Source organism: Kluyvera sp. CRP (assembly GCF_019930565.1).
Taxonomy (GTDB): Bacteria; Pseudomonadota; Gammaproteobacteria; order Enterobacterales; family Enterobacteriaceae; genus Kluyvera; species Kluyvera georgiana_A.
Genome location: NZ_CP082841.1, coordinates 161,965 through 187,051, shown reverse-complemented (window position 1 = coordinate 187,051; position 25,087 = coordinate 161,965). Strand labels below are relative to the sequence as shown.

18 protein-coding genes are annotated in these 25,087 nt (G+C 55.3%); 10 read left to right on the top strand and 8 right to left on the bottom strand.

Annotated elements, in window-relative coordinates:
• Positions 1-21: 21 nt before the first annotated feature.
• The 3 genes from K7B04_RS00870 to aroP all read right to left on the bottom strand — a co-directional run bounded on the left by K7B04_RS00870 (position 22) and on the right by aroP (position 3,917).
• A complete protein-coding gene (locus K7B04_RS00870) occupies positions 22-972 on the bottom strand; it encodes a family 43 glycosylhydrolase (protein ID WP_223803300.1) in 951 nt (316 codons plus the stop codon).
• Positions 972-2,381, bottom strand: coding sequence for an MFS transporter (locus tag K7B04_RS00865; RefSeq protein WP_223803299.1), 1,410 nt, complete (start codon positions 2,379-2,381; stop codon positions 972-974). The genes K7B04_RS00870 and K7B04_RS00865 overlap by 1 nt, the downstream gene beginning before the upstream one ends.
• 165 nt (positions 2,382-2,546) lie before the next feature.
• Positions 2,547-3,917, bottom strand: coding sequence for an aromatic amino acid transporter AroP (aroP, locus tag K7B04_RS00860; RefSeq protein WP_065356526.1), 1,371 nt, complete (start codon positions 3,915-3,917; stop codon positions 2,547-2,549).
• 537 nt (positions 3,918-4,454) lie between these two features.
• Here aroP and pdhR point away from each other — a divergent pair.
• The 5 genes from pdhR to K7B04_RS00835 all read left to right on the top strand — a co-directional run bounded on the left by pdhR (position 4,455) and on the right by K7B04_RS00835 (position 12,137).
• A complete protein-coding gene (gene pdhR / locus K7B04_RS00855; RefSeq protein ID WP_064547482.1) occupies positions 4,455-5,219 on the top strand; it encodes a pyruvate dehydrogenase complex transcriptional repressor PdhR in 765 nt (254 codons plus the stop codon).
• Positions 5,220-5,375: 156 nt separating this feature from the next.
• Positions 5,376-8,039 (top strand): pyruvate dehydrogenase (acetyl-transferring), homodimeric type, encoded by a 2,664-nt coding sequence (gene aceE, locus K7B04_RS00850; protein ID WP_163448041.1) that lies wholly within the window; start codon positions 5,376-5,378, stop codon positions 8,037-8,039.
• A 14-nt stretch (positions 8,040-8,053) separates the two neighbouring features.
• Positions 8,054-9,946: a pyruvate dehydrogenase complex dihydrolipoyllysine-residue acetyltransferase gene (gene aceF / locus K7B04_RS00845; protein WP_223803298.1), complete on the top strand. Its 1,893-nt coding sequence runs from the start codon at positions 8,054-8,056 to the stop codon at positions 9,944-9,946.
• Between the two features lie 206 nt (positions 9,947-10,152).
• On the top strand, positions 10,153-11,577 hold the full coding sequence (gene lpdA / locus K7B04_RS00840) for a dihydrolipoyl dehydrogenase (RefSeq protein ID WP_064547498.1): 1,425 nt from the start codon (positions 10,153-10,155) through the stop codon (positions 11,575-11,577).
• Between the two features lie 275 nt (positions 11,578-11,852).
• Positions 11,853-12,137, top strand: a complete 285-nt coding sequence (locus tag K7B04_RS00835) for a hypothetical protein (RefSeq protein ID WP_163448039.1) — start codon at positions 11,853-11,855, stop codon at positions 12,135-12,137.
• A 56-nt stretch (positions 12,138-12,193) separates the two neighbouring features.
• On the opposite strand, the gene K7B04_RS00830 is transcribed toward K7B04_RS00835, so the two are convergent.
• Together K7B04_RS00830 and K7B04_RS00825 are read right to left on the bottom strand one after the other, a co-directional pair.
• Complete coding sequence (locus K7B04_RS00830) at positions 12,194-13,000, bottom strand: DUF2950 family protein (protein ID WP_223803297.1); 807 nt, start codon at positions 12,998-13,000, stop codon at positions 12,194-12,196.
• A gap of 11 nt (positions 13,001-13,011) precedes the next feature.
• Positions 13,012-14,676: a DUF3300 domain-containing protein gene (locus K7B04_RS00825; RefSeq protein ID WP_223803296.1), complete on the bottom strand. Its 1,665-nt coding sequence runs from the start codon at positions 14,674-14,676 to the stop codon at positions 13,012-13,014.
• Positions 14,677-15,137: 461 nt separating this feature from the next.
• Between K7B04_RS00825 and acnB the strand changes: the two genes are divergently transcribed.
• A complete protein-coding gene (gene acnB / locus K7B04_RS00820) occupies positions 15,138-17,735 on the top strand; it encodes a bifunctional aconitate hydratase 2/2-methylisocitrate dehydratase (protein ID WP_163448036.1) in 2,598 nt (865 codons plus the stop codon).
• 214 nt (positions 17,736-17,949) lie between these two features.
• Positions 17,950-18,312 (top strand): protein YacL, encoded by a 363-nt coding sequence (gene yacL, locus K7B04_RS00815; RefSeq protein ID WP_163448035.1) that lies wholly within the window; start codon positions 17,950-17,952, stop codon positions 18,310-18,312.
• A 33-nt stretch (positions 18,313-18,345) separates the two neighbouring features.
• Here yacL and K7B04_RS00810 read toward each other — a convergent pair whose 3' ends face one another.
• Positions 18,346-18,693: a YacC family pilotin-like protein gene (locus K7B04_RS00810; RefSeq protein ID WP_062772020.1), complete on the bottom strand. Its 348-nt coding sequence runs from the start codon at positions 18,691-18,693 to the stop codon at positions 18,346-18,348.
• Between the two features lie 144 nt (positions 18,694-18,837).
• Here K7B04_RS00810 and cueO point away from each other — a divergent pair, with 144 nt between their 5' ends.
• Both cueO and K7B04_RS00800 read left to right on the top strand, forming a co-directional pair.
• Positions 18,838-20,403, top strand: coding sequence for a multicopper oxidase CueO (gene cueO / locus K7B04_RS00805; protein WP_223803295.1), 1,566 nt, complete (start codon positions 18,838-18,840; stop codon positions 20,401-20,403).
• A 122-nt stretch (positions 20,404-20,525) separates the two neighbouring features.
• The gene (locus K7B04_RS00800) at positions 20,526-21,050 is read left to right on the top strand and encodes a hypothetical protein (protein WP_223803294.1); all 525 of its coding nucleotides are present in this window, start codon (positions 20,526-20,528) and stop codon (positions 21,048-21,050) included.
• Positions 21,051-21,124: 74 nt separating this feature from the next.
• On the opposite strand, the gene K7B04_RS00795 is transcribed toward K7B04_RS00800, so the two are convergent.
• Positions 21,125-23,515 carry a glucose/quinate/shikimate family membrane-bound PQQ-dependent dehydrogenase gene (locus tag K7B04_RS00795; protein WP_167576754.1) on the bottom strand — a complete coding sequence of 797 codons (2,391 nt, stop codon included), beginning with the start codon at positions 23,513-23,515 and terminating at the stop codon, positions 21,125-21,127.
• Between the two features lie 204 nt (positions 23,516-23,719).
• Here K7B04_RS00795 and hpt point away from each other — a divergent pair, with 204 nt between their 5' ends.
• A complete protein-coding gene (hpt, locus tag K7B04_RS00790; protein WP_064547513.1) occupies positions 23,720-24,256 on the top strand; it encodes a hypoxanthine phosphoribosyltransferase in 537 nt (178 codons plus the stop codon).
• Positions 24,257-24,349: 93 nt separating this feature from the next.
• Here the strand turns inward: hpt and can are convergent, their stop codons facing one another.
• Positions 24,350-25,012: a carbonate dehydratase gene (gene can, locus K7B04_RS00785; RefSeq protein WP_065356543.1), complete on the bottom strand. Its 663-nt coding sequence runs from the start codon at positions 25,010-25,012 to the stop codon at positions 24,350-24,352.
• Positions 25,013-25,087 lie beyond the last annotated feature (75 nt).

Below are 25,087 nucleotides of genomic sequence, written 5' to 3'. Positions count from 1 at the left end.
TCGCGTTACCGGGCAATGCGTTTATAGCGTATCTGCCGGCGGGATGCCGAAGTCTGGCATTCCGTCTTCCGTCCAGCGGACCGTTTTCAGGCGGGTGTGGCGATTCGGGTCGTACAGCGGGTCGCCTTCAATTTCCGTGTAGTTCCTCGCGTGATACACCAGCACATCATCACCTTCCGGCGTCTGCGTAAAGCTATTGTGTCCAGGACCGTACTGACGATTTTCGTAGCTGGTGGTGAATACCGGCTCCGGTGACTTATGCCAGTTTTCCACGTTGGTCATGTCGGCATCTTTATCAATCCACAGCAGGCCCATGCAGTAGTTTTCGTCGGTGGCGCTGGCGGAGTAGCTGATAAACAGGCGGTTGCCGTGAGTGACGACGGCAGGCCCTTCGTTCACGAGAAAACCGCGACATTCCCAGTCGAACTCGGGTTTGCTGAGCATGACGGGCTTACCTTTCAGGGCCCACGGGTTTTCCAGCTCAGCCAGATACAGGTTGGAGTTGCCGGCAATCTCCGGAGACTTTTGCGCCCACAGATACCACCGTTTACCCTGATGTTCGAAGGTGGTGGCGTCGAGACAGAAGGTGTCGAACTGCGTTTTTACCTGACCTTTCTCAACCCATTTCCCGCTGAGCGGATCGGCGTCGCTGCACTCCAGCACAAACATGCGGTGCTGGAACATCCCCAGACTGTCGAACGCCTGAGTGTGGGCGGCGGCGAAGTAGATATACCATTTGCCGTCAATGTGGTGCAGCTCCGGCGCCCAGATAAGGTTGCTCATCGGGCCGCTGTCCGGCTTGCGCCAGACCACTACCGGCTCAGCGGTGCGCAGGCCGTCGAGGTCCGTGGCGCGGCGGATCTCCAGCCGGTCATATTCCGGCACAGAGGCGATAAAGTAGTACGTATCCTTATGGCGCAGAATAAACGGATCGGCGCGTTGCTCAATAAAGGGGTTAGGCCAGTTCTTCATCAGGCTTTCCTTACGTGTTCAGTCGTTTTCAATTCTTGCTGGTATTCATTCAGCTCGCGGTAGTTATTGCGGCGTTTTTCGAGATCTTCCTGAATCTGTTTCATCAGGTTGCGGTCAACTTTCAGCAGACGGACCACGCCAGCGGTAATCAGATAGCCCACGCCAGGAATCACGGTGAACAGCAGCATAATACCGTTGAGGGTGGTGTCGCTTTGCGCCTTGGCACCCGCGTCGTAGCCATACCAGGAGAGCAGGAAGCCAACCATGGCACCGGCAACCGCAAGCCCCACCTTCAGGAAGAACAGGTTGCCGGAGAAGCTGATGCCGGTGATACGTTTGCCGGTTTTCCATTCGCCATAGTCATCAACGTCGGCCATCAGCGACCAGTGCAGCGGAGACGGGATCTGGTGCAGCACGTTCAGCAGGAAGTAGAGCACCACGATCAGCACGGTGGCGTGCGGGTCGAAGAAATAGAAGGCGATAGAGAAGACGGCCAGTACGATGTTCGTCCAGAAGAAGACCTGCAGTTTACACCAGCGATCGGTCAACACTTTGGCCAGCATACTGCCGAACATCATGCCGACCACGCCCAGACTGATAAAAATAGTGGCGAAGTGCGTGCTTTCGCCCATCACCCAGGTGACGTAGTACATGGTGGCGGCCATGCGAATAAAACCCGGGCAGACGTTGCACAAAGTCAGCAGCAGAATGCGTACCCACTGATCGTTTTTCCAGACGTCTTTTAAATCCTGCTTCAGTTCATCGTTGGTCTGTACCGCCGGGCGTACGCGTTCACGTACGGTGGCAAAGCAGAACAGGAACATACACATGCCGATAAAGGCCAGCACGGTCATCGCCATCTGATAGCCTTTGGCTTTGTCTTCGCCGCCAAACCAGTCGGCCATCGGCAGGAGGGTCAGCGACAGCAGCAGGGTGGCGATGCCAACCAGTACAAAGCGATAGGACTGGCAGGCGACGCGCTCTTTCGGGTCGTTGGTAATCACGCTACCCAGCGAGCAGTAAGGAATGTTGATGGCGGTATAGGTGATCGATAACAGGAAATAGGTGACAAACGCATAGATAACTTTGCTGCTATAGCTCCAGTCTGGCGTGGTGAACATCAGCACGCTGAACAGCGCATAGGGGAAGGCTATCCACAGCAGCCATGGACGAAAGCGGCCATACTTACTGCGCGTACGGTCGGCCAGCGCGCCCATAATCGGGTCGGTAACGGCGTCGATAACGCGGATTGAGAGCAGCAGTACGCCCACCAATGCTGGCGCCAGTCCAAAAATATCGGTGTAAAAATAGTTAACGAACAGCATGATAGCGCCGAAGATGATGTTGCATCCTGCATCGCCCATGCCATAACCAATCTTCTCTTTTACTGACAGTTTACTTGCGTCCATCGCCAGATCTCTCTTGGGGAATATGGAGAAGATTATTGCCAGTTAAAGGGTGAAATGCGTAGCAGGATAACGTTGTTGATATGGAGAAAGCTGCTGCGAAAATGAAACTGTGAGGCAGGTAACATCAGGGAAAAAGCCCCCTCCGGGAGGAGAGGGCCTGTCAGATTAGTGCGCTTTTACGGTTTTGGCGCTCTTCTGCTTAAACATAAAGCCGATGCCCAGAATGATGATCCATACCGGAATCAGCCATACGGAGATGGCCATGCCCGGAGTCATCACCATAATCACCAGCACGGCAGCCATGAAGACCAGGCAGATCCAGTTCCCCAGCGGGTAGAACAGCGCCGGGAAGCGTGTGGTGACGCCCTGTTGCTGTTTGGCTTTGCGGAACTTGATGTGCGCCAGGCTAATCATCGCCCAGTTAATGACCAGTGCAGAAACCACCAGCGCCATCAGCAGTCCGAATGCGGACTCTGGGGCCAGGTAGTTGATCAGCACGCACAGCGCAGTCACGACGGCGGAAACTAAAATAGAGCTCACCGGCACGCCGCGTTTGTCGACGTTCAGCAGCGCTTTCGGGGCATTGCCCTGCTGCGCCAGGCCGAAAAGCATACGGCTGTTGCAGTAGACGCAGCTGTTGTACACGGAGAGCGCGGCGGTCAGGACCACGATATTCAGGGCATTCGCTACGAACGAGTCGCCCAGTTCATGGAAGATAAGCACGAACGGGCTGACATCCGCGGTGACGCGGGTCCACGGCATCAGCGAGAGCAGTACCGCCAGCGAGCCCACATAGAAAATCAGGATACGGTAGATAACCTGGTTGGTGGCTTTTGGAATGCTCTGCTCCGGGTTATCTGCTTCCGCCGCGGTAATCCCAACCAGCTCCAGGCCGCCGAAGGAGAACATGATGATCGCCATCATCATCACCAGCCCCGTCCAGCCATGCGGCAGGAAGCCGCCTTGTTCCCACAGGTTGCGCACGGTGGCCTGCGGGCCTGCGCTGCCGCTGAACAGCAGCCATGCGCCGAACAGGATCATCGCGATAACCGCGATAACTTTGATGATGGCAAACCAGAACTCCATCTCACCGAACACTTTAACGTTGGTCAGGTTGATGGCGTTGATAATCACAAAGAAGGCTGCCGCGGAAGCCCAGGTAGGGATCTCGGGATACCAGAACTGGATGTATTTACCCACTGCGGTGAGTTCCGCCATGGCAACCAGGACGTACAGCACCCAGTAGTTCCAGCCAGAAGCAAAGCCCGCGAAGTTACCCCAGTACTTGTAGGCAAAGTGGCTGAATGAGCCGGCTACAGGCTCTTCAACCACCATTTCACCGAGCTGGCGCATGATCATAAAGGCAATAAAACCGGCGATTGCGTAGCCGAGAATAATACCGGGACCGGCGGATTGAATGACGGAGGCGCTGCCAAGAAACAGGCCGGTGCCGATAGCGCCGCCCAGAGCAATCAGCTGGATATGGCGGTTCTTCAGGCCGCGCTTAAGCTGCGCGCCTTGCTGTTGACCTTCCATTGTGAAACCTCGTGTGTGGTTATTATTGTGACGCTGTTGTGCGTATGTACTTAAGAAATTCCGTTTTCTGTATTGTTATGTTTACGAAAAGCTTTTCTTAAAAAGAGGTAAGGCTCTTTCGTCATGAGCAGAATAGTGGTAAGCGCGAAGGAATGCACCTGCTTTATGAAGGGGTGATGACAGATTGGATAAAAAGACAACAACGGTCACGCCGCGCTGAAATGGCGTCATCGCGATAATATTGAATTAATAATCATTAAATTGAATAAAAATTCATTTATGGCGGGATTGAAACGGTTCAGTTTGCTTAATATTGTTTGGTTTTAGTTAATTGTACTTCTTTATAGGTAAAGTCATTTTTTGTGCAAAGTTACATTTCTGAAACATCATTTCTGTAATGTTGTTAAAAAGTGCCGGGTTTACTGATTTCAATCAAAACCTGTATGGACATAAGGTGAATACTTTGTTACTTTAGCGCTACGAACTTGAAATTGGTAAGACCAATTGACTCCGGGCTAATGGCAGAGACAGGGAACAATGGCCTACAGCAAAATCCGCCAACCAAAATTATCCGATGTGATTGAGCAGCAGTTGGAGTTTTTGATTCTTGAGGGGACGTTACGCCCCGGCGAAAAACTTCCACCTGAACGCGAACTGGCTAAACAGTTCGACGTTTCTCGCCCTTCGCTGCGTGAGGCGATTCAACGCCTTGAAGCCAAAGGGCTCCTGCTTCGTCGCCAGGGCGGCGGGACTTTTGTTCAGAGCAGCCTATGGCAGAGCTTCAGCGATCCGCTGGTTGAGCTACTGTCCGACCACCCTGAATCCCAGTTTGATCTGCTAGAGACCCGTCACGCGCTGGAAGGTATCGCGGCTTATTACGCGGCACTGCGCAGCACTGATGAAGATCGCGTACGCATTCGCGAGCTGCATCAGGCCATCGAACGGGCTCAGCAATCGGGCGACCTTGACGCTGAATCTGACGCCGTCGTCCAGTATCAAATTGCGGTCACTGAAGCGGCTCACAACGTGGTGCTACTTCATTTGCTACGGTGTATGGAGCCGATGCTGGCGCAAAACGTTCGTCAAAACTTTGAGTTGCTCTACGCCCGTAGGGAAATGCTCCCGCAGGTCAGCAATCATCGTACCCGTATTTTTGAAGCGATCATGGCCGGCGAACCCGAGCAGGCGCGCGAAGCGTCTCATCGCCACCTGGCCTTCATTGAAGAGATTTTGCTGGACAGAAGCCGTGAACAGAGCCGCCGTGAGCGCTCATTACGTCGTCTCCAGCAGCGAAAGGATTAAGCTTTTTCCCGGCAGCTGTTTGACCGGGAAATGTGAAAATGCGCCATTGAGAGCGCGGCAACTAAACGCAGAACCTGTCTTATTGCGTTTTCCCACGAAAGCGCAATGGGACAGGTTCCAGACAAATCAACGTACTAGATAGATAAGGAATAACCCATGTCAGAACGTTTACACAATGACGTGGATCCGATCGAAACTCGCGACTGGCTACAGGCGATCGAATCGGTCATCCGTGAAGAAGGTGTTGAGCGCGCTCAGTATCTTATCGACCAACTGCTTTCTGAAGCACGCAAAGGCGGCGTTCAGGTAGCGGCGGGTGCAAGTGCTAGCGGTTACGTCAACACTATTGCCGTTGAAGATGAACCGGAATACCCGGGCAATCTGGAGCTGGAGCGTCGTATTCGTTCTGCTATCCGTTGGAACGCCATCATGACCGTGCTGCGTGCGTCTAAAAAAGACCTCGAGCTGGGCGGCCACATGGCTTCCTTCCAGTCTTCTGCGACCTTCTACGAAGTGTGCTTCAACCACTTCTTCCGCGCACGTAACGAGCAGGATGGCGGCGACCTGGTGTACTTCCAGGGCCACATCTCCCCGGGCGTCTACGCGCGTGCTTTCCTGGAAGGCCGTCTGACCGAAGAACAAATGAACAACTTCCGTCAGGAAGTTCACGGTAAAGGTCTGTCTTCCTACCCGCACCCGAAACTGATGCCGACCTTCTGGCAGTTCCCGACTGTATCTATGGGGCTGGGCCCGATCGGCGCTATCTATCAGGCTAAATTCCTGAAATACCTGGAACACCGTGGTCTGAAAGACACCTCCAAACAGACCGTTTACGCCTTCCTGGGCGACGGCGAGATGGATGAACCAGAATCTAAAGGCGCTATCACCATCGCGACCCGTGAAAAACTGGACAACCTGGTCTTTGTTATCAACTGTAACCTGCAGCGTCTTGATGGCCCGGTTACCGGTAATGGCAAAATCATTAACGAACTGGAAGGCATCTTCGCGGGCGCTGGCTGGAACGTTATCAAGGTTATCTGGGGCGGTCGTTGGGACGAACTGCTGCGTAAAGATACCAGCGGTAAACTGATCCAGCTGATGGAAGAAACCGTTGACGGTGACTACCAGACCTTCAAATCCAAAGACGGCGCTTACGTGCGTGAGCACTTCTTCGGTAAATATCCGGAAACCGCAGCGCTGGTTGCCGACTGGACTGACGAGCAGATCTGGGCCCTGAACCGTGGTGGTCACGATCCGAAGAAAGTCTACGCTGCACTGAAAAAAGCGCAGGAAACCAAAGGCAAAGCTACCGTAATCCTCGCCCATACCATTAAAGGTTACGGCATGGGTGACACCGCTGAAGGTAAAAACATCGCTCACCAGGTGAAGAAAATGAACATGGACGGCGTTCGCTACGTCCGCGATCGTTTCAATGTGCCGGTTGCCGATGCTGATATCGAAAAACTGCCGTACATTACCTTCCCGGAAGGTTCTGAAGAGCACACCTATCTGCACGCCCAGCGTCAGAAACTGCACGGCTACCTGCCAAGCCGTCAGCCGAACTTCGATGAGAAGTTAGAGCTGCCGACTCTGGAAGATTTCGCGCCGCTGCTGGAAGAGCAGAACAAAGAAATCTCTACCACTATCGCGTTCGTACGTGCTCTGAACGTGATGCTGAAGAACAAATCCATCAAAGACCGCCTCGTGCCGATCATCGCCGATGAAGCGCGTACCTTTGGTATGGAAGGTCTGTTCCGTCAGATTGGTATCTACAGCCCGAACGGTCAGCAGTACACCCCGCAGGACCGCGAGCAGGTTGCCTACTACAAAGAAGACGAGAAAGGCCAGATTCTGCAGGAAGGTATCAACGAACTGGGTGCTGGCGCATCCTGGCTGGCGGCTGCGACCTCTTACAGCACCAACAACCTGCCGATGATTCCGTTCTACATCTACTACTCCATGTTCGGGTTCCAGCGTATCGGTGACCTGTGCTGGCAGGCTGGCGACCAGCAGGCTCGCGGCTTCCTGGTAGGTGGTACTTCCGGTCGTACGACGCTGAACGGCGAAGGTCTGCAGCACGAAGATGGTCACAGCCATATTCAGTCTCTGACTATCCCGAACTGTATCTCTTACGATCCGTCTTACGCGTACGAAGTTGCGGTCATCATGCACGATGGTCTGGAGCGTATGTACGGTGAGAAACAAGAGAACGTTTACTACTACATCACCACGCTGAACGAAAACTACCACATGCCGGCAATGCCAGCAGGTGCCGAGGAAGGTATCCGTAAAGGTATCTACAAACTCGAAACCATCGAAGGTAGCAAAGGTAAGGTTCAGCTGCTGGGCTCCGGTTCTATCCTGCGTCACGTCCGTGAAGCAGCGCAGATCCTGGCGAAAGACTACGGTGTGGGCTCTGACGTGTACTCTGTGACTTCCTTCACTGAACTGGCGCGTGATGGCCAGGATTGTGAGCGCTGGAACATGCTGCACCCGCTGGAAACGCCGCGCGTTCCGTACATCGCTCAGGTGATGAACGACGCACCGGCAGTTGCCTCTACCGACTATATGAAACTGTTTGCTGAGCAGGTTCGTACTTATGTACCGGCTGATGATTACCGCGTACTGGGTACCGACGGCTTTGGCCGCTCTGATAGCCGTGAAAACCTGCGTCACCACTTCGAAGTTGATGCTTCCTACGTGGTTGTAGCGGCACTGGGCGAACTGGCTAAACGTGGCGAAATCGATAAGAAAGTGGTTGCGGAAGCAATTACCAAATTCAACATCGATGCAGAAAAAGTTAACCCGCGTCTGGCGTAAGAGGTAAAAGAACAATGGCTATCGAAATCAATGTACCGGACATCGGGGCTGATGAAGTTGAAATCACCGAGATCCTGGTCAAAGTAGGCGACAAAGTTGAAGCTGAACAGTCGCTGATCACCGTAGAAGGCGACAAAGCCTCTATGGAAGTTCCGTCTCCTCAGGCTGGTATCGTTAAAGAGATCAAAGTCTCTGTTGGCGACAAAACTGAGACCGGCAAACTGATCATGATTTTCGATTCCGCCGACGGTGCAGCAGCAGCTGCACCTGCCAAGGCAGAAGAGAAGAAAGAAGCGGCTCCGGCAGCAGCACCTGCTGCAGCGGCAGCTAAAGACGTACACGTTCCGGATATCGGCGGTGACGAAGTTGAAGTGACCGAGATTCTGGTGAAAGTGGGCGACACCGTGACCGCAGAGCAGTCGCTGATCACCGTAGAAGGCGATAAAGCCTCTATGGAAGTCCCGGCGCCGTTCGCGGGTACCGTGAAAGAGATCAAAGTGAACACCAGCGACAAAGTGTCTACCGGCTCTCTGATTATGGTCTTCGAAGTTGCGGGCGCGGCACCAGCGGCTGCACCGGCTCAGGCAGCAGCGCCTGCCGCAGCGGCGGCTCCGGCAGCAGCTTTGGGCTCCAAAGAAGTTAACGTACCGGATATCGGCGGTGACGAAGTTGAAGTCACTGAAGTGATGGTTAAAGTGGGCGATAAAATTGCCGCTGAGCAGTCACTGATTACCGTAGAAGGCGACAAAGCCTCTATGGAAGTTCCGGCACCGTTCGCGGGCACCGTGAAAGAGATCAAAATCAGCACCGGCGACAAAGTCAAAACCGGTTCTCTGATTATGGTCTTCGAAGTGGAAGGCGCAGCACCTGCTGCCGCGCCGGCTCAGGCAGCAGCTCCGGCTCCGGCCGCCGCGCCTGCACAAGCAGCAGCGCCTGCTCCGGCCGCAAAAGCGGAAGGCAAATCTGAGTTTGCTGAGAACGACGCTTACGTCCACGCTACTCCGCTGATTCGTCGCCTGGCGCGCGAATTCGGCGTGAACCTGGCGAAAGTGAAAGGGTCTGGCCGTAAAGGTCGTATCCTGCGCGAAGACGTTCAGGCTTACGTGAAAGACGCTATCAAGCGTGCGGAAGCGGCTCCGGCTGCAGCAGCAGGCGGCGGTATTCCGGGCATGCTGCCTTGGCCGAAAGTGGACTTCAGCAAGTTTGGTGAAATCGAAGAAGTGGAACTGGGCCGTATCCAGAAAATCTCTGGTGCTAACCTGAGCCGTAACTGGGTGATGATCCCGCACGTTACCCACTTCGATAAGACCGATATCACCGATCTGGAAGCGTTCCGTAAACAGCAGAACGCCGAAGCTGAAAAACGTAAACTGGACGTGAAATTCACCCCAGTGGTCTTCATCATGAAAGCCGTTGCCGCCGCTCTGGAACAGATGCCGCGCTTCAACAGCTCTCTGTCCGAAGATGGTCAGCGTCTGACGCTGAAGAAATACATCAACATCGGCGTTGCGGTAGATACCCCGAATGGTCTGGTTGTTCCTGTCTTCAAAGACGTGAACAAGAAGAGCATTACCGAGCTGTCTCGCGAACTGACCACCATCTCCAAGAAAGCGCGTGATGGCAAGCTGACTGCTGGCGAAATGCAGGGCGGTTGCTTCACCATCTCCAGCATCGGCGGCCTGGGTACCACCCACTTCGCGCCGATTGTGAACGCGCCGGAAGTGGCGATCCTCGGTGTCTCCAAGTCCTCTATGGAGCCAGTGTGGAACGGTAAAGAGTTTATGCCGCGTCTGATGATGCCGATTTCGCTCTCCTTCGACCACCGCGTTATCGACGGTGCGGATGGTGCGCGCTTTATCACCATCATCAACAACATGCTGTCTGACATTCGCCGTCTGGTGATGTAATGAAAAAGCCGGCCTGACGGCCGGCTTTTTTCTGGTAACCTCGGAGTGGTTAGGGGTTATCAGCAACAAAGGACAAAATCGTTTGCCGTTTGTTGTTTAAAAATTGTTAACAATTTTGTAAAATACACGCGGATAGAACGTCCCGGTGGATGATGGGCGTAATAACTATAACGTCAGACCGCCGGATACAAATGATAGAGGTCATGATGAGTACTGAAATTAAAACTCAGGTCGTGGTACTTGGGGCGGGCCCGGCGGGTTACTCTGCTGCTTTCCGTTGCGCTGATTTAGGTCTGGAAACCGTAATCGTAGAACGTTACAGCACCCTTGGTGGTGTTTGTCTGAACGTTGGCTGTATCCCTTCTAAAGCGCTGCTGCACGTAGCAAAAGTTATCGAAGAAGCCAAAGCGCTGGCTGAACACGGTATCGTCTTCGGTGAGCCGAAAACGGATATCGACAAGATTCGTACCTGGAAAGAGAAAGTCATCACTCAACTGACCGGCGGTCTGGCTGGTATGGCCAAAGGCCGTAAAGTGAAAGTGGTTAACGGTCTGGGTAAATTCACCGGGGCGAACACCCTGGAAGTGGAAGGCGAAAACGGCAAAACCGTGATCAACTTCGACAACGCGATCATCGCGGCGGGTTCTCGTCCAATTCAGCTGCCGTTCATTCCGCATGAAGATCCGCGCATTTGGGACTCCACAGACGCACTGGAACTGAAAGAAGTGCCAAAACGCCTGCTGGTTATGGGCGGCGGTATCATCGGTCTGGAAATGGGTACCGTGTACCACGCGCTGGGTTCAGAGATTGACGTGGTTGAAATGTTCGACCAGGTTATCCCGGCTGCTGACAAAGATATCGTTAAAGTCTTCACCAAGCGCATCAGCAAGAAATTTAACCTGATGCTGGAAACCAAAGTGACTGCCGTTGAAGCGAAAGAAGACGGTATTTACGTTTCCATGGAAGGCAAAAAAGCGCCGTCTGAAGCAAAACGCTACGACGCGGTGCTGGTGGCTATCGGCCGTGTACCGAACGGTAAAAACCTCGACGCAGGCAAAGCTGGCGTGGAAGTTGACGACCGTGGCTTCATCCACGTTGACAAACAGCTGCGCACCAACGTGCCGCACATCTTTGCTATCGGCGATATCGTCGGTCAGCCGATGCTGGCGCACAAAGGTGTTCACGAAGGTCACGTGGCTGCCGAAGTTATCTCCGGTAAGAAACACTACTTCGATCCGAAAGTTATCCCGTCCATCGCGTACACTGAGCCAGAAGTTGCATGGGTTGGCCTGACTGAGAAAGAAGCGAAAGAGAAAGGCATCAGCTACGAAACCGCCACCTTCCCGTGGGCTGCTTCTGGCCGTGCTATCGCTTCCGACTGCGCAGACGGTATGACCAAACTGATCTTCGACAAAGAATCTCACCGTGTGATCGGTGGTGCGATTGTCGGCACCAACGGCGGCGAGCTGCTGGGTGAAATCGGTCTGGCGATCGAAATGGGCTGTGACGCTGAAGACATCGCGCTGACCATCCACGCGCACCCGACTCTGCACGAGTCCGTGGGCCTGGCTGCCGAAGTGTTCGAAGGTAGCATCACCGACCTGCCGAACCCGAAAGCGAAGAAGAAGTAATTCTTTTTCCCGGTTATCGGAATGACATAAGCGGCCTGAGGGCCGCTTTTTTTATGCTTTCTGTCACAAAGCTGTGTCGAAGCGTAGCAAAGATTGTGAGGCTGGTAACACATGCCGGCGGTGCTCAATCGACCAACGTCCGCTGTACGCGACGATCCCGTTATTTGCCCCCGTATTAGCCGTCCCCTCGGGAAACGTTCTGTTATATCTTGCCGTTATTTGAATAATAATAACGATATAAAATAGTAGCATGCTAATAAATTGAGGTGCTAGATATGAAAACGATTCTGACAACGGCAGCGCTGGCTGCGACCCTGATTTCCGGTATGGCTTTTGCGCAGGACGCCACCATCCCCTGGGCGGATAACAGCGGCGGTACCGAGAGCACGCATATTGCGGCGATGGGACAGGATCTGAATGCACAGCATCAGCAGGTGACAAAAACGCAGGAAGGCGTCTGGGCGGATAACTCCGGCAGCATCAGTGCGGATGAAGCCGCGTTGACCAGCAGCAAACCGCCGGTGAAAGGCCATCCAGAGCTCATGCCTCATCAGGGGTAAGAGCACATTGAGGTTTTAAAATACCCGGCAGCGTCTCCACGCTGCCGGGTATTTTTTTATTCGGCGACGGCCTTCCAGCCGACGCTGGAGTCCGGTGAGAACTGGGTAATCGCCTGCGCTTTTTGCGCCGTCTCTGCACCTAAGTTCGCTTCGTAAACGCGGTCGGTCTTATCGACCATAAAGCTCATGATGCCCGTTTGCCCCCACTCAACCGGCCAGGCCAGCAGAGCGACTTCGCCTTTATCGCCGTTGGCGATAATGCGGAAATGGTAGCCGTGATAGCCTTCACCTGGCACCGAAGGGCTGAAGTTTGGCCCCAGAGGGCTAGGATCTTCTCCTGGTTTGATGGGCCAGTAGAGGCCGTCCTTTTTCCCGTCGCTGCTGATAATTTTCTGCGCCCAGGCGTGGTTCAACTGATAGTAATCTTGCTGGGCATCCACGTAGGCGTGCATGGCTTCAATAGCCGAAAGCTCGTTGCGGCCTATTGCGCGGGTCAGGATCTCATCCTCGCCAGCGGCGATATTAAACTCCCAGCCTTTGTCGTTTTTCTCTATGGGGATGGGCAGCCGCCAGCCATCGTTGCCAACATCCAGCCAGGCGGTGTTGCCCTGCAGGACGATCCGATGTCCGAGCCGCCAGTCGCGAAGAAAACGAGCAACGGCCTCCTGGTCAACGCCGTCAGGGGGTAAAAACTGCTGCCAGTTTTCGCCGAAGAGTGTATCCAGCTTGCTGTTGTCTTCGTGGCTGACCGCATCAACCAGCGCGCTGGCTGCCTGGTCTGGCGTCGAAAAGGTCTGCTGCGCCCACGCCATCAGCGGCGACATCGTCAGCGCCAGCAGCGCTATCTGTATCTGCTTTTTCATCTTGTTATCCTTTAGCGTCGACGGAACTCATGGTGCTCAGCAAGGCCACCGCTACGCTGCTCACCGCCGAGGCCGGAAGCGCGACGGCTCTCCAGCCCGCGTGACTGCTGTGACTGCCAGGAGGGGGCGCGGCTTTCGTTGCCGCTGAAAACATTACTGCGCGCGCCTTCACGCTGTGCCTGTAATGCGCTGCGCTGGCCCATCATGTCCTGATTAAGGTGCAGTTTCTCGCCGTTCTGACGCTCACGTTGCAAGCTCTGTCGCTGGCTGTCGTTCAACTGTGGATGCGACTGCTGGATGTGCTGCGCGGCCTCACGCGGCTGGGTATTCCGCGTGGCGTTATGGCTCGTCGGGGCGTCGTAGCCGCGGAAGTTATTGCGCTGCGCGGTGTGGTTGAGCTGCTGCGATGCGGCGCGGCGCTGAGCGTCTCGCGAATCACCGGCCGCTGGCGTCGCGCCGTTGCTATGCGTGCGCTGGTTAAGCTGCTGCATTGCCGCTTGACGCTGTGTATCGCGGTTCGGCGCAGTATGCTGGGTGGCGCTGAGGCCGCCCGCCACATCGGTCTGGTGCGGGGCAACTAACGCCGGAGTCTGGTGAGTGGCGCTCAGCCCGCCGGCGACGTTGGTCCGGTGGAACTGATTGGCCACCGTATTATTCGGATAAGGCGTATTACCGCGATAGGCCGGATTATGCTGCCAGTTGCGGGTTTCGCCGCTCAGGTTTGCTCCGGTTATCTTATTGAAATTATTTACATTAATATTGATATTATCGCCATTATGCTGGTAGCCGCCATGATCATAATGATCGTCATCGTGATGGTGATCATCATCGTGGTGGTGATCGTCATCATCCCAGTCAATGTTGCTGAAAATCGCGTAGGTTGTCGCCACGCCCAGGCTATAGCCAAAGCCACGCACGAAGCTATCGGCAAACTGTTCCCCGGGGGGCGGCGGCAGATAAACCGGTGGCGCAGAGGTATAAGGCCAGCTGTTGCCATAAACAACCGTCGGGTTGTAGTTCGGAACGTACACCACTTGCGGATCGCTCGGTTCGATTTTGATCACCGTTGGCGAGCTGCTTGCGCTACTGGTGCTACTGGTAGCATGGCTGGCGCTGGTGGAGGAAACTGCGCGTTTCGTGGTGGTCACCGTTTGCTGCGGAGTCGACTTCAGCGAACCTGTCTGCTGCGCCAGCTGGCGGAGCTTTTGCACTGCATCCATCACATCCTGCGGCTGCGCCAGGAAGGCGTTGCCGAGGTTGGTAACCCATTGAGGATCTTCCCCCATCATGCCCGTCAGCTGTGGAAAGGCGACCAGTGATTTCACGCTGGCGTCCCACGGCTGCCCGGCGACGGCTTTTACCGCCGCATCGCCCTGCTGGCCGGGATGATCTTTCGACCATTGCACGGCCTGAGTGACGCTATCCGGGTAGGTTGAGGCCATCAACACCTGCGACAGCAGCGGGTCGGGGTAAAGGGCGATGGGCGCCACCCACTGGGTGATTTGCGCTGTGGAGTAGGTCGGCGTCGCTGCGGCTTCCGGCGCGGCGACGGCGGCAACCGGCGGCGCTTCCGGAGCGGCAGGTTCGCGGCTTTTCACATACAGCGTACCGGCCGCCGCAAGCAGCCCGGCGCTGCACACCAGTGCAATATAGTGGGGCTTAAAGGGCAAGTTCATGGTGGATCTCCAGAGAACTACACAGTCCGTATGAGGGATCGGATATGCCGCGAGTATAAAGAGACTGTTGTTTGTTTTTTGATTAAAGCAGGGATTTTGCGCGTTGTCGGAAAAATCTGACACGAGTTGCCCCTCTGGCGCGAAGTTCGCGTAAGGAGGTATCCGCCAGGCTCTACTGATGTTAATTACGTATATGCAATATTTTCATAACAAAACAAGGAACAATATGACTAACAGATGGTTGAATCCCGCCTTAAAGGGCGATTTTCTATTCTCTTATACCAACATTAACGATTCAGCAAATATTTAATGTTGCTTTTTTGTAAACGGATTAACAGTCCCCGGAAATCCTGCTATGCTGGCCCACGCGGTACCGGGCTTTTACCCTACAAACTGCTGTCTCACAGGAGCGTGAAGAGATCGCCGACCGCATATGACAATGAGAGCGAGGAGATACCGTCGTGCTAAAAGAATACCGTGAGCACGTAGCTGAGCGTGCAGCCGTTGGGATTGTTGCCAAACCCTTAGATGCAACCCAAATGGCCGCGCTGGTTGAGCTGCTGAAGAATCCGCCTGCTGGCGAAGAAGAATTCCTGTTAGATCTGTTAACCAACCGCGTACCGCCGGGCGTTGACGAAGCCGCCTATGTTAAAGCGGGTTTCCTCGCCGCCGTTGCGAAAGGCGAAGCCACTTCCCCGCTGGTCTCCCCAGAAAAAGCTATCGAACTGTTAGGCACCATGCAGGGGGGTTACAACATCCATCCGCTGATTGATGCGCTGGACGATGCAAAACTGGCGCCGATTGCTGCCAAAGCGCTTTCCCACACCCTGCTGATGTTCGATAACTTCTACGACGTCGAAGAGAAAGCCAAAGCGGGCAACGCCTACGCTAAGCAGGTTGTTCAGTCCTGGGCCGATGCCGAATGGTTCCTGAGCCGTCCTGCGCTGGCGGACAAAATTACCGTTACCGTCTTCAAAGTCACCGGTGAAACCAACACCGATGACCTGTCTCCGGCGCCGGATGCCTGGTCTCGCCCGGATATTCCACTGCACGCGCTGGCGATGCTGAAAAACGCCCGCGAAGGCATCGACCCGGATCAGCCGGGCAGCGTTGGCCCGATCAAGCAGATCGAAGCCCTGCAGAAAAAAGGATTCCCGCTGGCCTACGTGGGCGACGTTGTGGGTACCGGTTCTTCCCGTAAATCCGCGACCAACTCCGTACTGTGGTTCATGGGTGACGATATCCCTCATGTACCAAACAAGCGCGGCGGCGGCCTGTGCCTTGGCGGCAAAATTGCACCTATCTTCTTCAACACCATGGAAGATGCGGGCGCGCTGCCAATCGAAGTGGACGTAGCCAACCTGAATATGGGCGACGTGATTGACGTCTACCCGTACAAAGGCGAAGTGCGCAATCACGAAACCGACGAACTGCTGGCAACCTTCGAACTGAAAACCGACGTGCTGATTGACGAAGTGCGCGCCGGTGGCCGTATTCCGCTGATTATCGGCCGTGGCCTGACCACCAAAGCGCGTGAAGCGCTGGGTCTGCCGCACAGCGACGTATTCCGTCAGGCGAAAGACGTGGCGGAAAGCAGCCGTGGCTTCTCTCTGGCGCAAAAAATGGTGGGCCGCGCCTGTGGCGTGAAAGGTATCCGTCCGGGCGCGTACTGCGAACCGAAGATGACCTCCGTAGGTTCTCAGGATACGACCGGCCCGATGACCCGTGACGAACTGAAAGACCTGGCGTGCCTGGGCTTCTCTTCTGACCTGGTGATGCAGTCCTTCTGCCACACTGCCGCGTATCCGAAGCCGGTTGACGTGACCACGCACCACACGCTGCCAGACTTCATTATGAACCGTGGCGGTGTCTCTCTGCGTCCGGGCGACGGCGTTATCCACTCCTGGCTGAACCGTATGCTGCTGCCAGATACCGTGGGTACCGGCGGTGACTCTCATACCCGTTTCCCGATTGGTATCTCCTTCCCGGCGGGCTCTGGTCTGGTGGCGTTTGCCGCCGCGACCGGCGTGATGCCGCTGGATATGCCGGAATCCGTGCTGGTGCGCTTCAAAGGCAAAATGCAGCCGGGCATCACCCTGCGCGATCTGGTACACGCTATCCCGCTGTACGCGATTAAACAGGGCCTGCTGACCGTTGAGAAGAAAGGGAAGAAAAACATCTTCTCTGGCCGCATCCTGGAAATCGAAGGTCTGCCGGATCTGAAAGTGGAGCAGGCGTTTGAGCTGACCGATGCTTCCGCCGAGCGTTCTGCTGCCGGCTGTACCATCAAGCTGAACAAAGAGCCGATCGTTGAATACCTGACCTCCAACATCGTCCTGCTGAAGTGGATGATCGCCGAAGGCTACGGCGACCGCCGTACGCTGGAACGTCGTATTCAGGGCATGGAAAAATGGCTGGCGGATCCGCAGCTGCTGGAAGCCGATGCTGACGCAGAGTACGCGGCGGTGATCGACATCGATCTGGCGGATATCAAAGAGCCAATTCTGTGTGCGCCGAACGATCCGGACGACGCGCGTCTGCTGTCTGACGTGCAGGGCGAGAAGATCGACGAAGTGTTCATCGGCTCCTGCATGACCAACATCGGCCACTTCCGTGCTGCCGGCAAGCTGCTGGACAACCATAAAGGCCAACTGCCGACTCGCCTGTGGGTGGCGCCGCCAACCCGTATGGACGCCGCGCAGCTGACCGAAGAAGGTTACTACAGCGTGTTCGGTAAGAGCGGTGCGCGTATTGAGATCCCTGGCTGTTCCCTGTGTATGGGTAACCAGGCGCGTGTGGCTGACGGTGCAACGGTGGTTTCCACTTCTACCCGTAACTTCCCGAACCGTTTAGGTACCGGTGCGAACGTCTTCCTGGCCTCTGCGGAGCTGGCGGCGGTTGCGGCGTTGATCGGCAAACTGCCAACGCCGGAAGAGTACCAGACCTACGTAGCGCAGGTGGATAAGACGGCGGTGGATACCTACCGTTACCTGAACTTCGACCAGCTCTCTCAGTACACTGAGAAAGCGGACGGCGTGATTTTCCAGACGGCGGTCTAATCGCATAGCCCGGACGAGGCGCATCAGTGCCGACTCCGCGAGCATCCCCGGCGACACGTTATTTGGCCGGGTAGCAAAGGTGAGAGTTTCGGCTCTCGCCTTTTTTATTTTTCTATTCCTCCCGCGGCAACGCTGTTTTTATTCCTCCAGACTGCGATAATTACCAACAGGTACAATGCAGCGGTGACGCATTGCCTTTGTAGAGGAACAGATCATGGATTATGAATTTCTGCGCGACGTTACCGGAGGGGTAAAAGTACGAATGTCGATGGGCCACGAGGTGGTCGGTCACTGGTTTAATGAAGAGGTTAAAGACAACCTCTCGCTACTGGATGAAGTGGAAGAGGCTGCACGTACCGTTAAAGGCAGCGAGCGTTCATGGCAGCGCGCCGGGCATGAATACACTTTGTGGATGGACGGCGAAGAAGTGATGGTTCGCGCTAATCAGCTGGAATTTTCCGGCGACGAAATGGAAGAGGGAATGAGCTACTACGACGAGGAGAGCCTGTCGCTCTGCGGCGTGGAAGATTTCCTGCAGGTAGTCGCTGCGTACCGCGAGTTTGTGCAACAGCGTTAATCCATGCGGAGCCTGCGGGCTCCGCCATGTCTGTCACTTCACGTAAGCCAGCAGGCTTAACGAATCACGCGCCAGCGCCTTACATTTCTTCGCCGTTGGGATGCCGATGCCGCTGAGGTCACGGTAGCTGTCTTCACCCAGCGCCTTCATGTTAAACGTATCGTAATTGCTGAGATCCCACTGGTTCTGCTGCGCGAAGAAGACCAGCGCGCGACGGATTTGGGTATTAGGCAGGTTCTGGTAGCCGCAGTCGTTTTTCAGAAACACAAATACCGCCGTCAGATCGGCCATATCTTCCGCTTCAGACTCGCTTAAAGCATAACTCGAGCTGGACATCGCCAGCAGCGATCCAAGCAGCACCGTTCGGAAAAACGTCTTCATTTCTTCTACCTTACATCGTCGATATTCCACGTTAACATATTTACCCACAACACGGGGAGCATTATTCATGGCTTTCCGCTTGACCTTCCTGCAGGGGGAGGGTTTAAGCTCAAATAATCACCACAAGCCGAAAAGGAAGTACCGATGCATCGTCGTGATTTTCTCAAATTAAGCGCCGCCGTCGGCGTTGCCAGCGCCTTGCCGCTATGGAGCCGTGCGGTATTTGCCGCTGAACGTCCTACGCTCGCCATTCCGCCGATCCTTACCGCTGACGCGAATAACCAGATCTTGCTGACCGTGCAGGCCGGAAAAACGCAGTTTGCGGGGAAAACGGCGACCACCTGGGGCTATAACGGCAACCTGCTGGGGCCGGCTATTCGTCTGCAGCAGTGGACTCCTGCCACGGTCAAAATTCAGAATATGCTCCCGGAAGAGACCACCGTGCACTGGCACGGTCTGGAAGTGCCAGGTGAAGTCGATGGTGGCCCACAGGGGATCATTCAGCCCGGTGCCAGCCGCACGGTGAGCTTTACGCCGATGCAGCGAGCGGCGACCTGCTGGTTCCATCCGCATCAGCACGGTAAAACCGGGCATCAGGTCGCGATGGGGCTGGCTGGACTGGTGCTGATTGAGGATGAAGACAGCCAGAAGCTGATGCTGCCTAAGCAGTGGGGTATCGACGATATTCCGGTGATTATGCAGGACAAAAAATTCACCGCGGCGGGCGAGATTGATTACCAGCTGGATGTGATGAGCGCTGCCGTTGGCTGGTTTGGCGATACGCTGCTGACTAACGGCGCGCCGTTCCCGCAGCATGCGCCGCCGCGGGGCTGGCTGCGCCTGCGCCTGCTCAACGGCTGTAACGCGCGCTCGCTGACGCTGACTATCAGCGACAAACGCCCGATGTATGTGGTGGCGAGCGACGGCGGCCTGCTGGCCGAGCCGGTAAAAGTGAACGAGCTACCCATGCTGATGGGCGAGCGTTTTGAAGTGCTGGTGGATGCGCGCGATGGCACAGCATTCGACCTGGTAACGCTGCCGGTCACCCAGATGGGGATGGCGGTTGCGCCGTTTGATAAGGCCGTACCGGTGCTGCACATCCAGCCGATCGGTATTCCCGGCTCTGGTACGCTGCCGGATACGCTGGCGAAAATGCCCGCGCTGCCGTTACTGGACGGCCTGACCGAGCGTAAGCTCCAGCTATCGATGGACCCCATGCTCGATATGATGGGCATGCAGGCATTGATGAAGAAATACGGCAATCAGGCGATGGGCGGAATGGATCATGGCGACATGATGGGCCACGGCGGTATGAAAATGGACCACGGCAATATGGGCCACATGCAGCACGGTGAAGGCGGGTTCGATTTCCATAATGCCAATAAGATCAACGGTAAAGCCTTTGATATGAATCAGCCGATGTTCGCGGCGGAAAAGGGCAAGTTTGAGCGCTGGGTGATTTCCGGCGAGGGCGACATGATGCTGCATCCGTTCCATATTCACGGTACCCAGTTCCGCATTTTGCGGGAAAACGGTCAACCACCGGCGACGCATCGCACGGGCTGGAAAGATACGGTGCGCGTGGAAGGCGGCGTGAGCGAAGTGCTGGTGAAGTTCGATCATGAGGCCCCGAAAGATCAGGCCTATATGGCGCACTGTCACCTGCTGGAGCATGAAGATACCGGCATGATGCTGGGCTTTACCGTCTAGCGAGAAACCGGGTAGTGGCGACGCTACCCGGTAACGGCTGAAGGGCGATACAAATTTGCGTCGTATCAAATGGATAAATTAAATATATACTCGTGTGGCTAACAATTAATCACGAGGTGAACATGTCTCTCTTTGGTAAGGTTCTGGCAGCGTCTTTGGTCATGATGGTGGCGGTGTCAGCACAGGCTGACATGAAGATGGAACGTAAAAACATTCCCGAGCTGAAGTTGAGCATCGAGATCCCGCAGGCGTTCACGCCGATGCCTGACGATATGGCAAAAATCAAATACCCGTCAGAAAACCGTCCGCAGGTTATTTATAGTGATGAACGTGGAAAAGCATCCTTGGGGGTGAGTAACGGACGTCACGCGCTGCCCGCAGATAAGCTCGATGTGGCAAAGGACGCGACGCTGAAAATGCTGAGTAACTATAAGCCGCAGGCGGAATCCGTGACGGTTGATGGGCATAAAGCATGGTTGATTACCTTCCGCTCTCAGGCGGCGGATACGGACATTCTGAATATGCTGCTGGTGGCGTCTGAAAACGATAAAGCGGTTCAGGCGGCATTTAATATGACGAAAGATCTGGTGGGGCAGTATCAGGAGGCGGCCAGGGCGTCGCTGCTGTCGATTAAGTTTGATAAATAATTGCGTATTTCCCCGGGCCACAAAAAGCGCGTGACCCGGGAGTGAGGATGCCGACCCAAGGGTCGGCATTTTATTTACTTCGCGTCGTCAGGTAACGCGTAGGCCACGATGTAGTCGCCCATTTTTGTGCCAAACGAACCGTGACCGCCCGCGGAGATGACCACGAACTGCTTGCCATTGACCTCATAGGTCATCGGCGTCGCCTGGCCGCCTGCTGGCAGACGTCCTTGCCACAGTTTCTCACCGTTGCTCATATTGTAAGCGCGCAGGTAGTTATCGGCGGTTGCAGCGATAAACAGCACGTTACCGGCGGTGGAAATCGGGCCGCCCAGCATTGGCATCCCCATGTTGAACGGCAATGGAATCGGCAGCGGGAACGGCAGGCTATCCTGCGGCGTACCCAGACGTTTTTTCCATACCACTTCATTGGTTTTCAGATCCAGCGCGGAGATATAACCCCAGGCTGGCTGTTTGCACGGCAGTCCGAACGGAGAGAGGAACGGGTTCAGCGTCACGCCGTACGGCACGCCATACTGGGGCTGGATACCGGCTTCGGTACCGCTACCTTTCGCGTCCTTCGGCTGCTCCATCGGGTTGCCTGGGCCGCGTGGAATCAGTTTAGAGACGAACGGCAGCGCCATCGGGTTGGCAATTGCCACCTGACGGTTCGGATCGACGGAGATACCGCCCCACTCAAACATCCCCAGGTTACCCGGGAACACCAGCGTGCCTTGCTCGGACGGCGGGGTGAAGATGCCTTCATAGCGCAGCTGATGGAACATCACGCGGCACACCAGCTGGTCAAACATGGTGGCGCCCCACATGTCTGCACCGCTCAGGTCTTTCTTCGGACGGAAGCTCAGGTCAGAGAACGGTTGGGTTTTGGTGACGTAGTCGCCTTTCGCTGCGCCCTGCGGGACCGGTTTTTCCGGTGCCGGGACGACCAGCTCGCCGTTACGGCGATCCAGCACGAAGATGTTGCCGGTTTTGGCCGGTGCGTAGATAACCGGTACGTTTTTGCCATCGACGGTGATGTCTGCCAGCGTCGGCTGGGACGGCATATCCATGTCCCACAGATCGTGGTGAACGGTCTGGTAGCTCCAGGCAAGTTTACCGGTGGTGGCGTTCAGCGCCACAATGGAGCTGGCAAAGCGTTCCTGTTCCGGTGTACGGTTGCCGCCCCAGATATCCGGAGTAGTAACGCCCATCGGCAGGTAGACCAGGTCCAGCTTCGCATCGTAGGCCGCGGGTGCCCAGGAGTTCGGCGAGTTGAAGGTATAATGCTGGCCGGGTTGCGGAAGGGCGTTAGGATCTTTCGCGCCCGGGTCAAAGGCCCACAGCAGTTTGCCGCTGTTGACGTCGAAACCGCGAATCACGCCAGACGGCTCACGGGTTGAGAAGTTGTCGGTAACCGCGCCGGCAATCACAATCACTTTATCGGTGATGATCGGCGGTGAAGTCGGTTCATACATCCCTGGCGTGGTAACCGGCATATCGGTTTGCAGGTTCAGAATGCCTTTGTTTGCAAAGGATTCACACAGCTTACCGGTCTCGGCGTTGAGGGCAAAAATTCGGCCATCGTTCACCGGCAGAATAATACGGCGCGGGCAATCGGACACCACGTCAGGCGAGGCGTTTGCCGCCGTCGCTTCGTGATAAGACACGCCGCGGCAGGTCACGTGCTGGAAGCTCGGGTCGGTGCCTAACTGCGGGTCGAAGTGCCATTTCTCTTTCCCGGTGGCCGCATCCAGCGCGAACAGACGCTGGTGGGCGGTACACAGATAGAGCATGTCGCCAATCTTAATCGGCGTCACTTCATTGGTGATTTCACCCGGATCGTTTGGCTGCTTCAGGTCGCCGGTGCGGAACACCCAGGCTTCCTTCAGGTTATGCACGTTCTCAGCGTTAATTTGTTTAAGCGGCGAGAAGCGCTGGCCTTCCTGGTTACGGCCATAGGCGGGCCAGTCCTGGTCTGCAATCTTTGAGATAGGCTCTGCTGGCGTGGCGTCGGCGCTCAACGTGCCGTTCACTTCTTGCGGGTCATGGAATCCTGCCCACGTGAGAATAGCGGCGCTGATCAACAGTGCCACCACCAGTGCGCCAACGGCACCGCTGGACGGCACGATCAGGCGACGCCAGACGAACGGCAGAATCAGCCACACGCCGAAGATGACCAGCACGTCGCTACGCGGGGTGAGCGCCCAGAAGTCGAAGCCGACTTCCCACACGCCCCAGATCATGGTGGCGACCAGCAGTACCGCATACAGCCACAGCGCCGAACGTTTACCGCGCCACAGCAGCGCGGTAACGCCTAGCATCACCAGACCGGCGACCGGGTAATACCAGGAGCCGCCAACGGCGACCAGCCAAGCTCCGCCAATCAGAAGATATAAACCACAAAAAGCCGCAAAGAGGGTGGTTAACCTCGCGAGCAGTCGTGGTTGTTGGTTTTTTGTTTCAGCCATAGAAAGGTGTCCGTTTGTTTGTTAATTATTGCTTTCATTTGATTATAGGATTTAACAAGTGTGATCGAAATCACAAAATGAGCTTTATTATCGAATTAGCCGCATTAATCGTTTTGCTGGTATACTTTCTCGCTTGCTGATCAACCTCGCGGCTCTGGGTTAACAGGTTGAGTGATTTACATTTAAAATCATGTGGTTAGTTAAATGAAACATACTGTTGAAGTGATGATCCCGGAAGCGGAGATCAAAGCGCGTATCGCCGAACTGGGTCGTCAGATTAACGAGCGCTATAAAGATAGCGGCAGCGAAATGGTGTTGGTGGGTTTGCTGCGCGGTTCATTCATGTTCATGGCCGATCTGTGCCGTGAAGTGCAGGTACCGCACGAAGTCGATTTTATGACGGCATCCAGCTATGGCAGCGGTATGTCGACCACCCGCGACGTGAAAATCCTTAAAGACCTGGATGAAGACATTCGCGGTAAAGACGTGCTCATCGTTGAAGACATTATCGACTCGGGCAATACCCTGTCGAAAGTGCGCGAGATTCTCGGCTTGCGTGAGCCGAAGTCGCTGGCGATCTGTACGCTGCTGGATAAACCTTCTCGCCGCGAAGTGGACGTGCCGGTTGAGTTTGTCGGCTTCTCCATCCCGGACGAATTCGTGGTCGGTTACGGTATCGACTACGCGCAGCGTTACCGCCATCTGCCGTATGTCGGCAAAGTGGTGCTGTTAGACGAGTAATGCGTGGGTGCCTGATGGCGCTTCGCTTATCAGGCCTACGGCGCAGGCTTGTAGGCCGGGTAAGGCGTTAGCCGCCACCCGGCAATCCCTGCACTACTTATGATTGATATGCTTTAACTTGAGGTTGGAAATCCCGTGGCGGTAACGCTGCTCCAGGGTTTCGCGGCTGGTGGCGGTCACATCGAGATCGCGCAGCAGGCCGTCATGAATACCGTAGGCCCAACCGTGAATCATCACCTTCTGGCCGCGCTTCCACGCAGACTGCATGATGGTGGAGTGCCCCAGGTTATACACCTGTTCCATCACGTTCAGCTCACATAACGTATCCAGACGACGTTCCTGCGGCATCTCGCCCAGCAATGAACTATGTTTGAACCAGATATCGCGGATATGCAGCAGCCAGTTGTCGATTAAGCCCAGCTCCGGGTTCTCTACCGCCGCCTGTACGCCGCCGCAACCGTAGTGGCCGCAGATAATTATGTGTTCAACTTCCAGTACATCAACGGCATACTGCACCACGGAAAGGCAGTTGAGGTCAGTGTGGATAACCAGGTTTGCCACGTTACGGTGAACAAACAGCTCACCAGGCTCAAGACCGGTGAGACGTTCGGCGGGAACGCGGCTGTCGGAACAGCCGATCCATAGAAAGCGCGGTTTTTGCGCTTGCGACAGTTTCTCAAAAAAACCGGGATCCTCTTCTATCAGCATCTTTGACCATAGTGCATTGTTGCTGATGAGTGTATCTATGTCGTTCATGGAAGCGGTAACCCAGTAATTTTCGTTGGGTTAATATAGGGCAAGTCCTGATTTATTAAAACCCAATATCAAGTA

Coding starts and splice junctions, on each gene's coding strand:
- K7B04_RS00870 (WP_223803300.1), bottom strand. CDS start 972: ATGAAGAACTGGCCTAACCCCTTTATTGAGCAACGCGCCGATCCGTTT.
- K7B04_RS00865 (WP_223803299.1), bottom strand. CDS start 2,381: ATGGACGCAAGTAAACTGTCAGTAAAAGAGAAGATTGGTTATGGCATG.
- aroP (WP_065356526.1), bottom strand. CDS start 3,917: ATGGAAGGTCAACAGCAAGGCGCGCAGCTTAAGCGCGGCCTGAAGAAC.
- pdhR (WP_064547482.1), top strand. CDS start 4,455: ATGGCCTACAGCAAAATCCGCCAACCAAAATTATCCGATGTGATTGAG.
- aceE (WP_163448041.1), top strand. CDS start 5,376: ATGTCAGAACGTTTACACAATGACGTGGATCCGATCGAAACTCGCGAC.
- aceF (WP_223803298.1), top strand. CDS start 8,054: ATGGCTATCGAAATCAATGTACCGGACATCGGGGCTGATGAAGTTGAA.
- lpdA (WP_064547498.1), top strand. CDS start 10,153: ATGAGTACTGAAATTAAAACTCAGGTCGTGGTACTTGGGGCGGGCCCG.
- K7B04_RS00835 (WP_163448039.1), top strand. CDS start 11,853: ATGAAAACGATTCTGACAACGGCAGCGCTGGCTGCGACCCTGATTTCC.
- K7B04_RS00830 (WP_223803297.1), bottom strand. CDS start 13,000: ATGAAAAAGCAGATACAGATAGCGCTGCTGGCGCTGACGATGTCGCCG.
- K7B04_RS00825 (WP_223803296.1), bottom strand. CDS start 14,676: ATGAACTTGCCCTTTAAGCCCCACTATATTGCACTGGTGTGCAGCGCC.
- yacL (WP_163448035.1), top strand. CDS start 17,950: ATGGATTATGAATTTCTGCGCGACGTTACCGGAGGGGTAAAAGTACGA.
- K7B04_RS00810 (WP_062772020.1), bottom strand. CDS start 18,693: ATGAAGACGTTTTTCCGAACGGTGCTGCTTGGATCGCTGCTGGCGATG.
- cueO (WP_223803295.1), top strand. CDS start 18,838: ATGCATCGTCGTGATTTTCTCAAATTAAGCGCCGCCGTCGGCGTTGCC.
- K7B04_RS00800 (WP_223803294.1), top strand. CDS start 20,526: ATGTCTCTCTTTGGTAAGGTTCTGGCAGCGTCTTTGGTCATGATGGTG.
- K7B04_RS00795 (WP_167576754.1), bottom strand. CDS start 23,515: ATGGCTGAAACAAAAAACCAACAACCACGACTGCTCGCGAGGTTAACC.
- hpt (WP_064547513.1), top strand. CDS start 23,720: ATGAAACATACTGTTGAAGTGATGATCCCGGAAGCGGAGATCAAAGCG.
- can (WP_065356543.1), bottom strand. CDS start 25,012: ATGAACGACATAGATACACTCATCAGCAACAATGCACTATGGTCAAAG.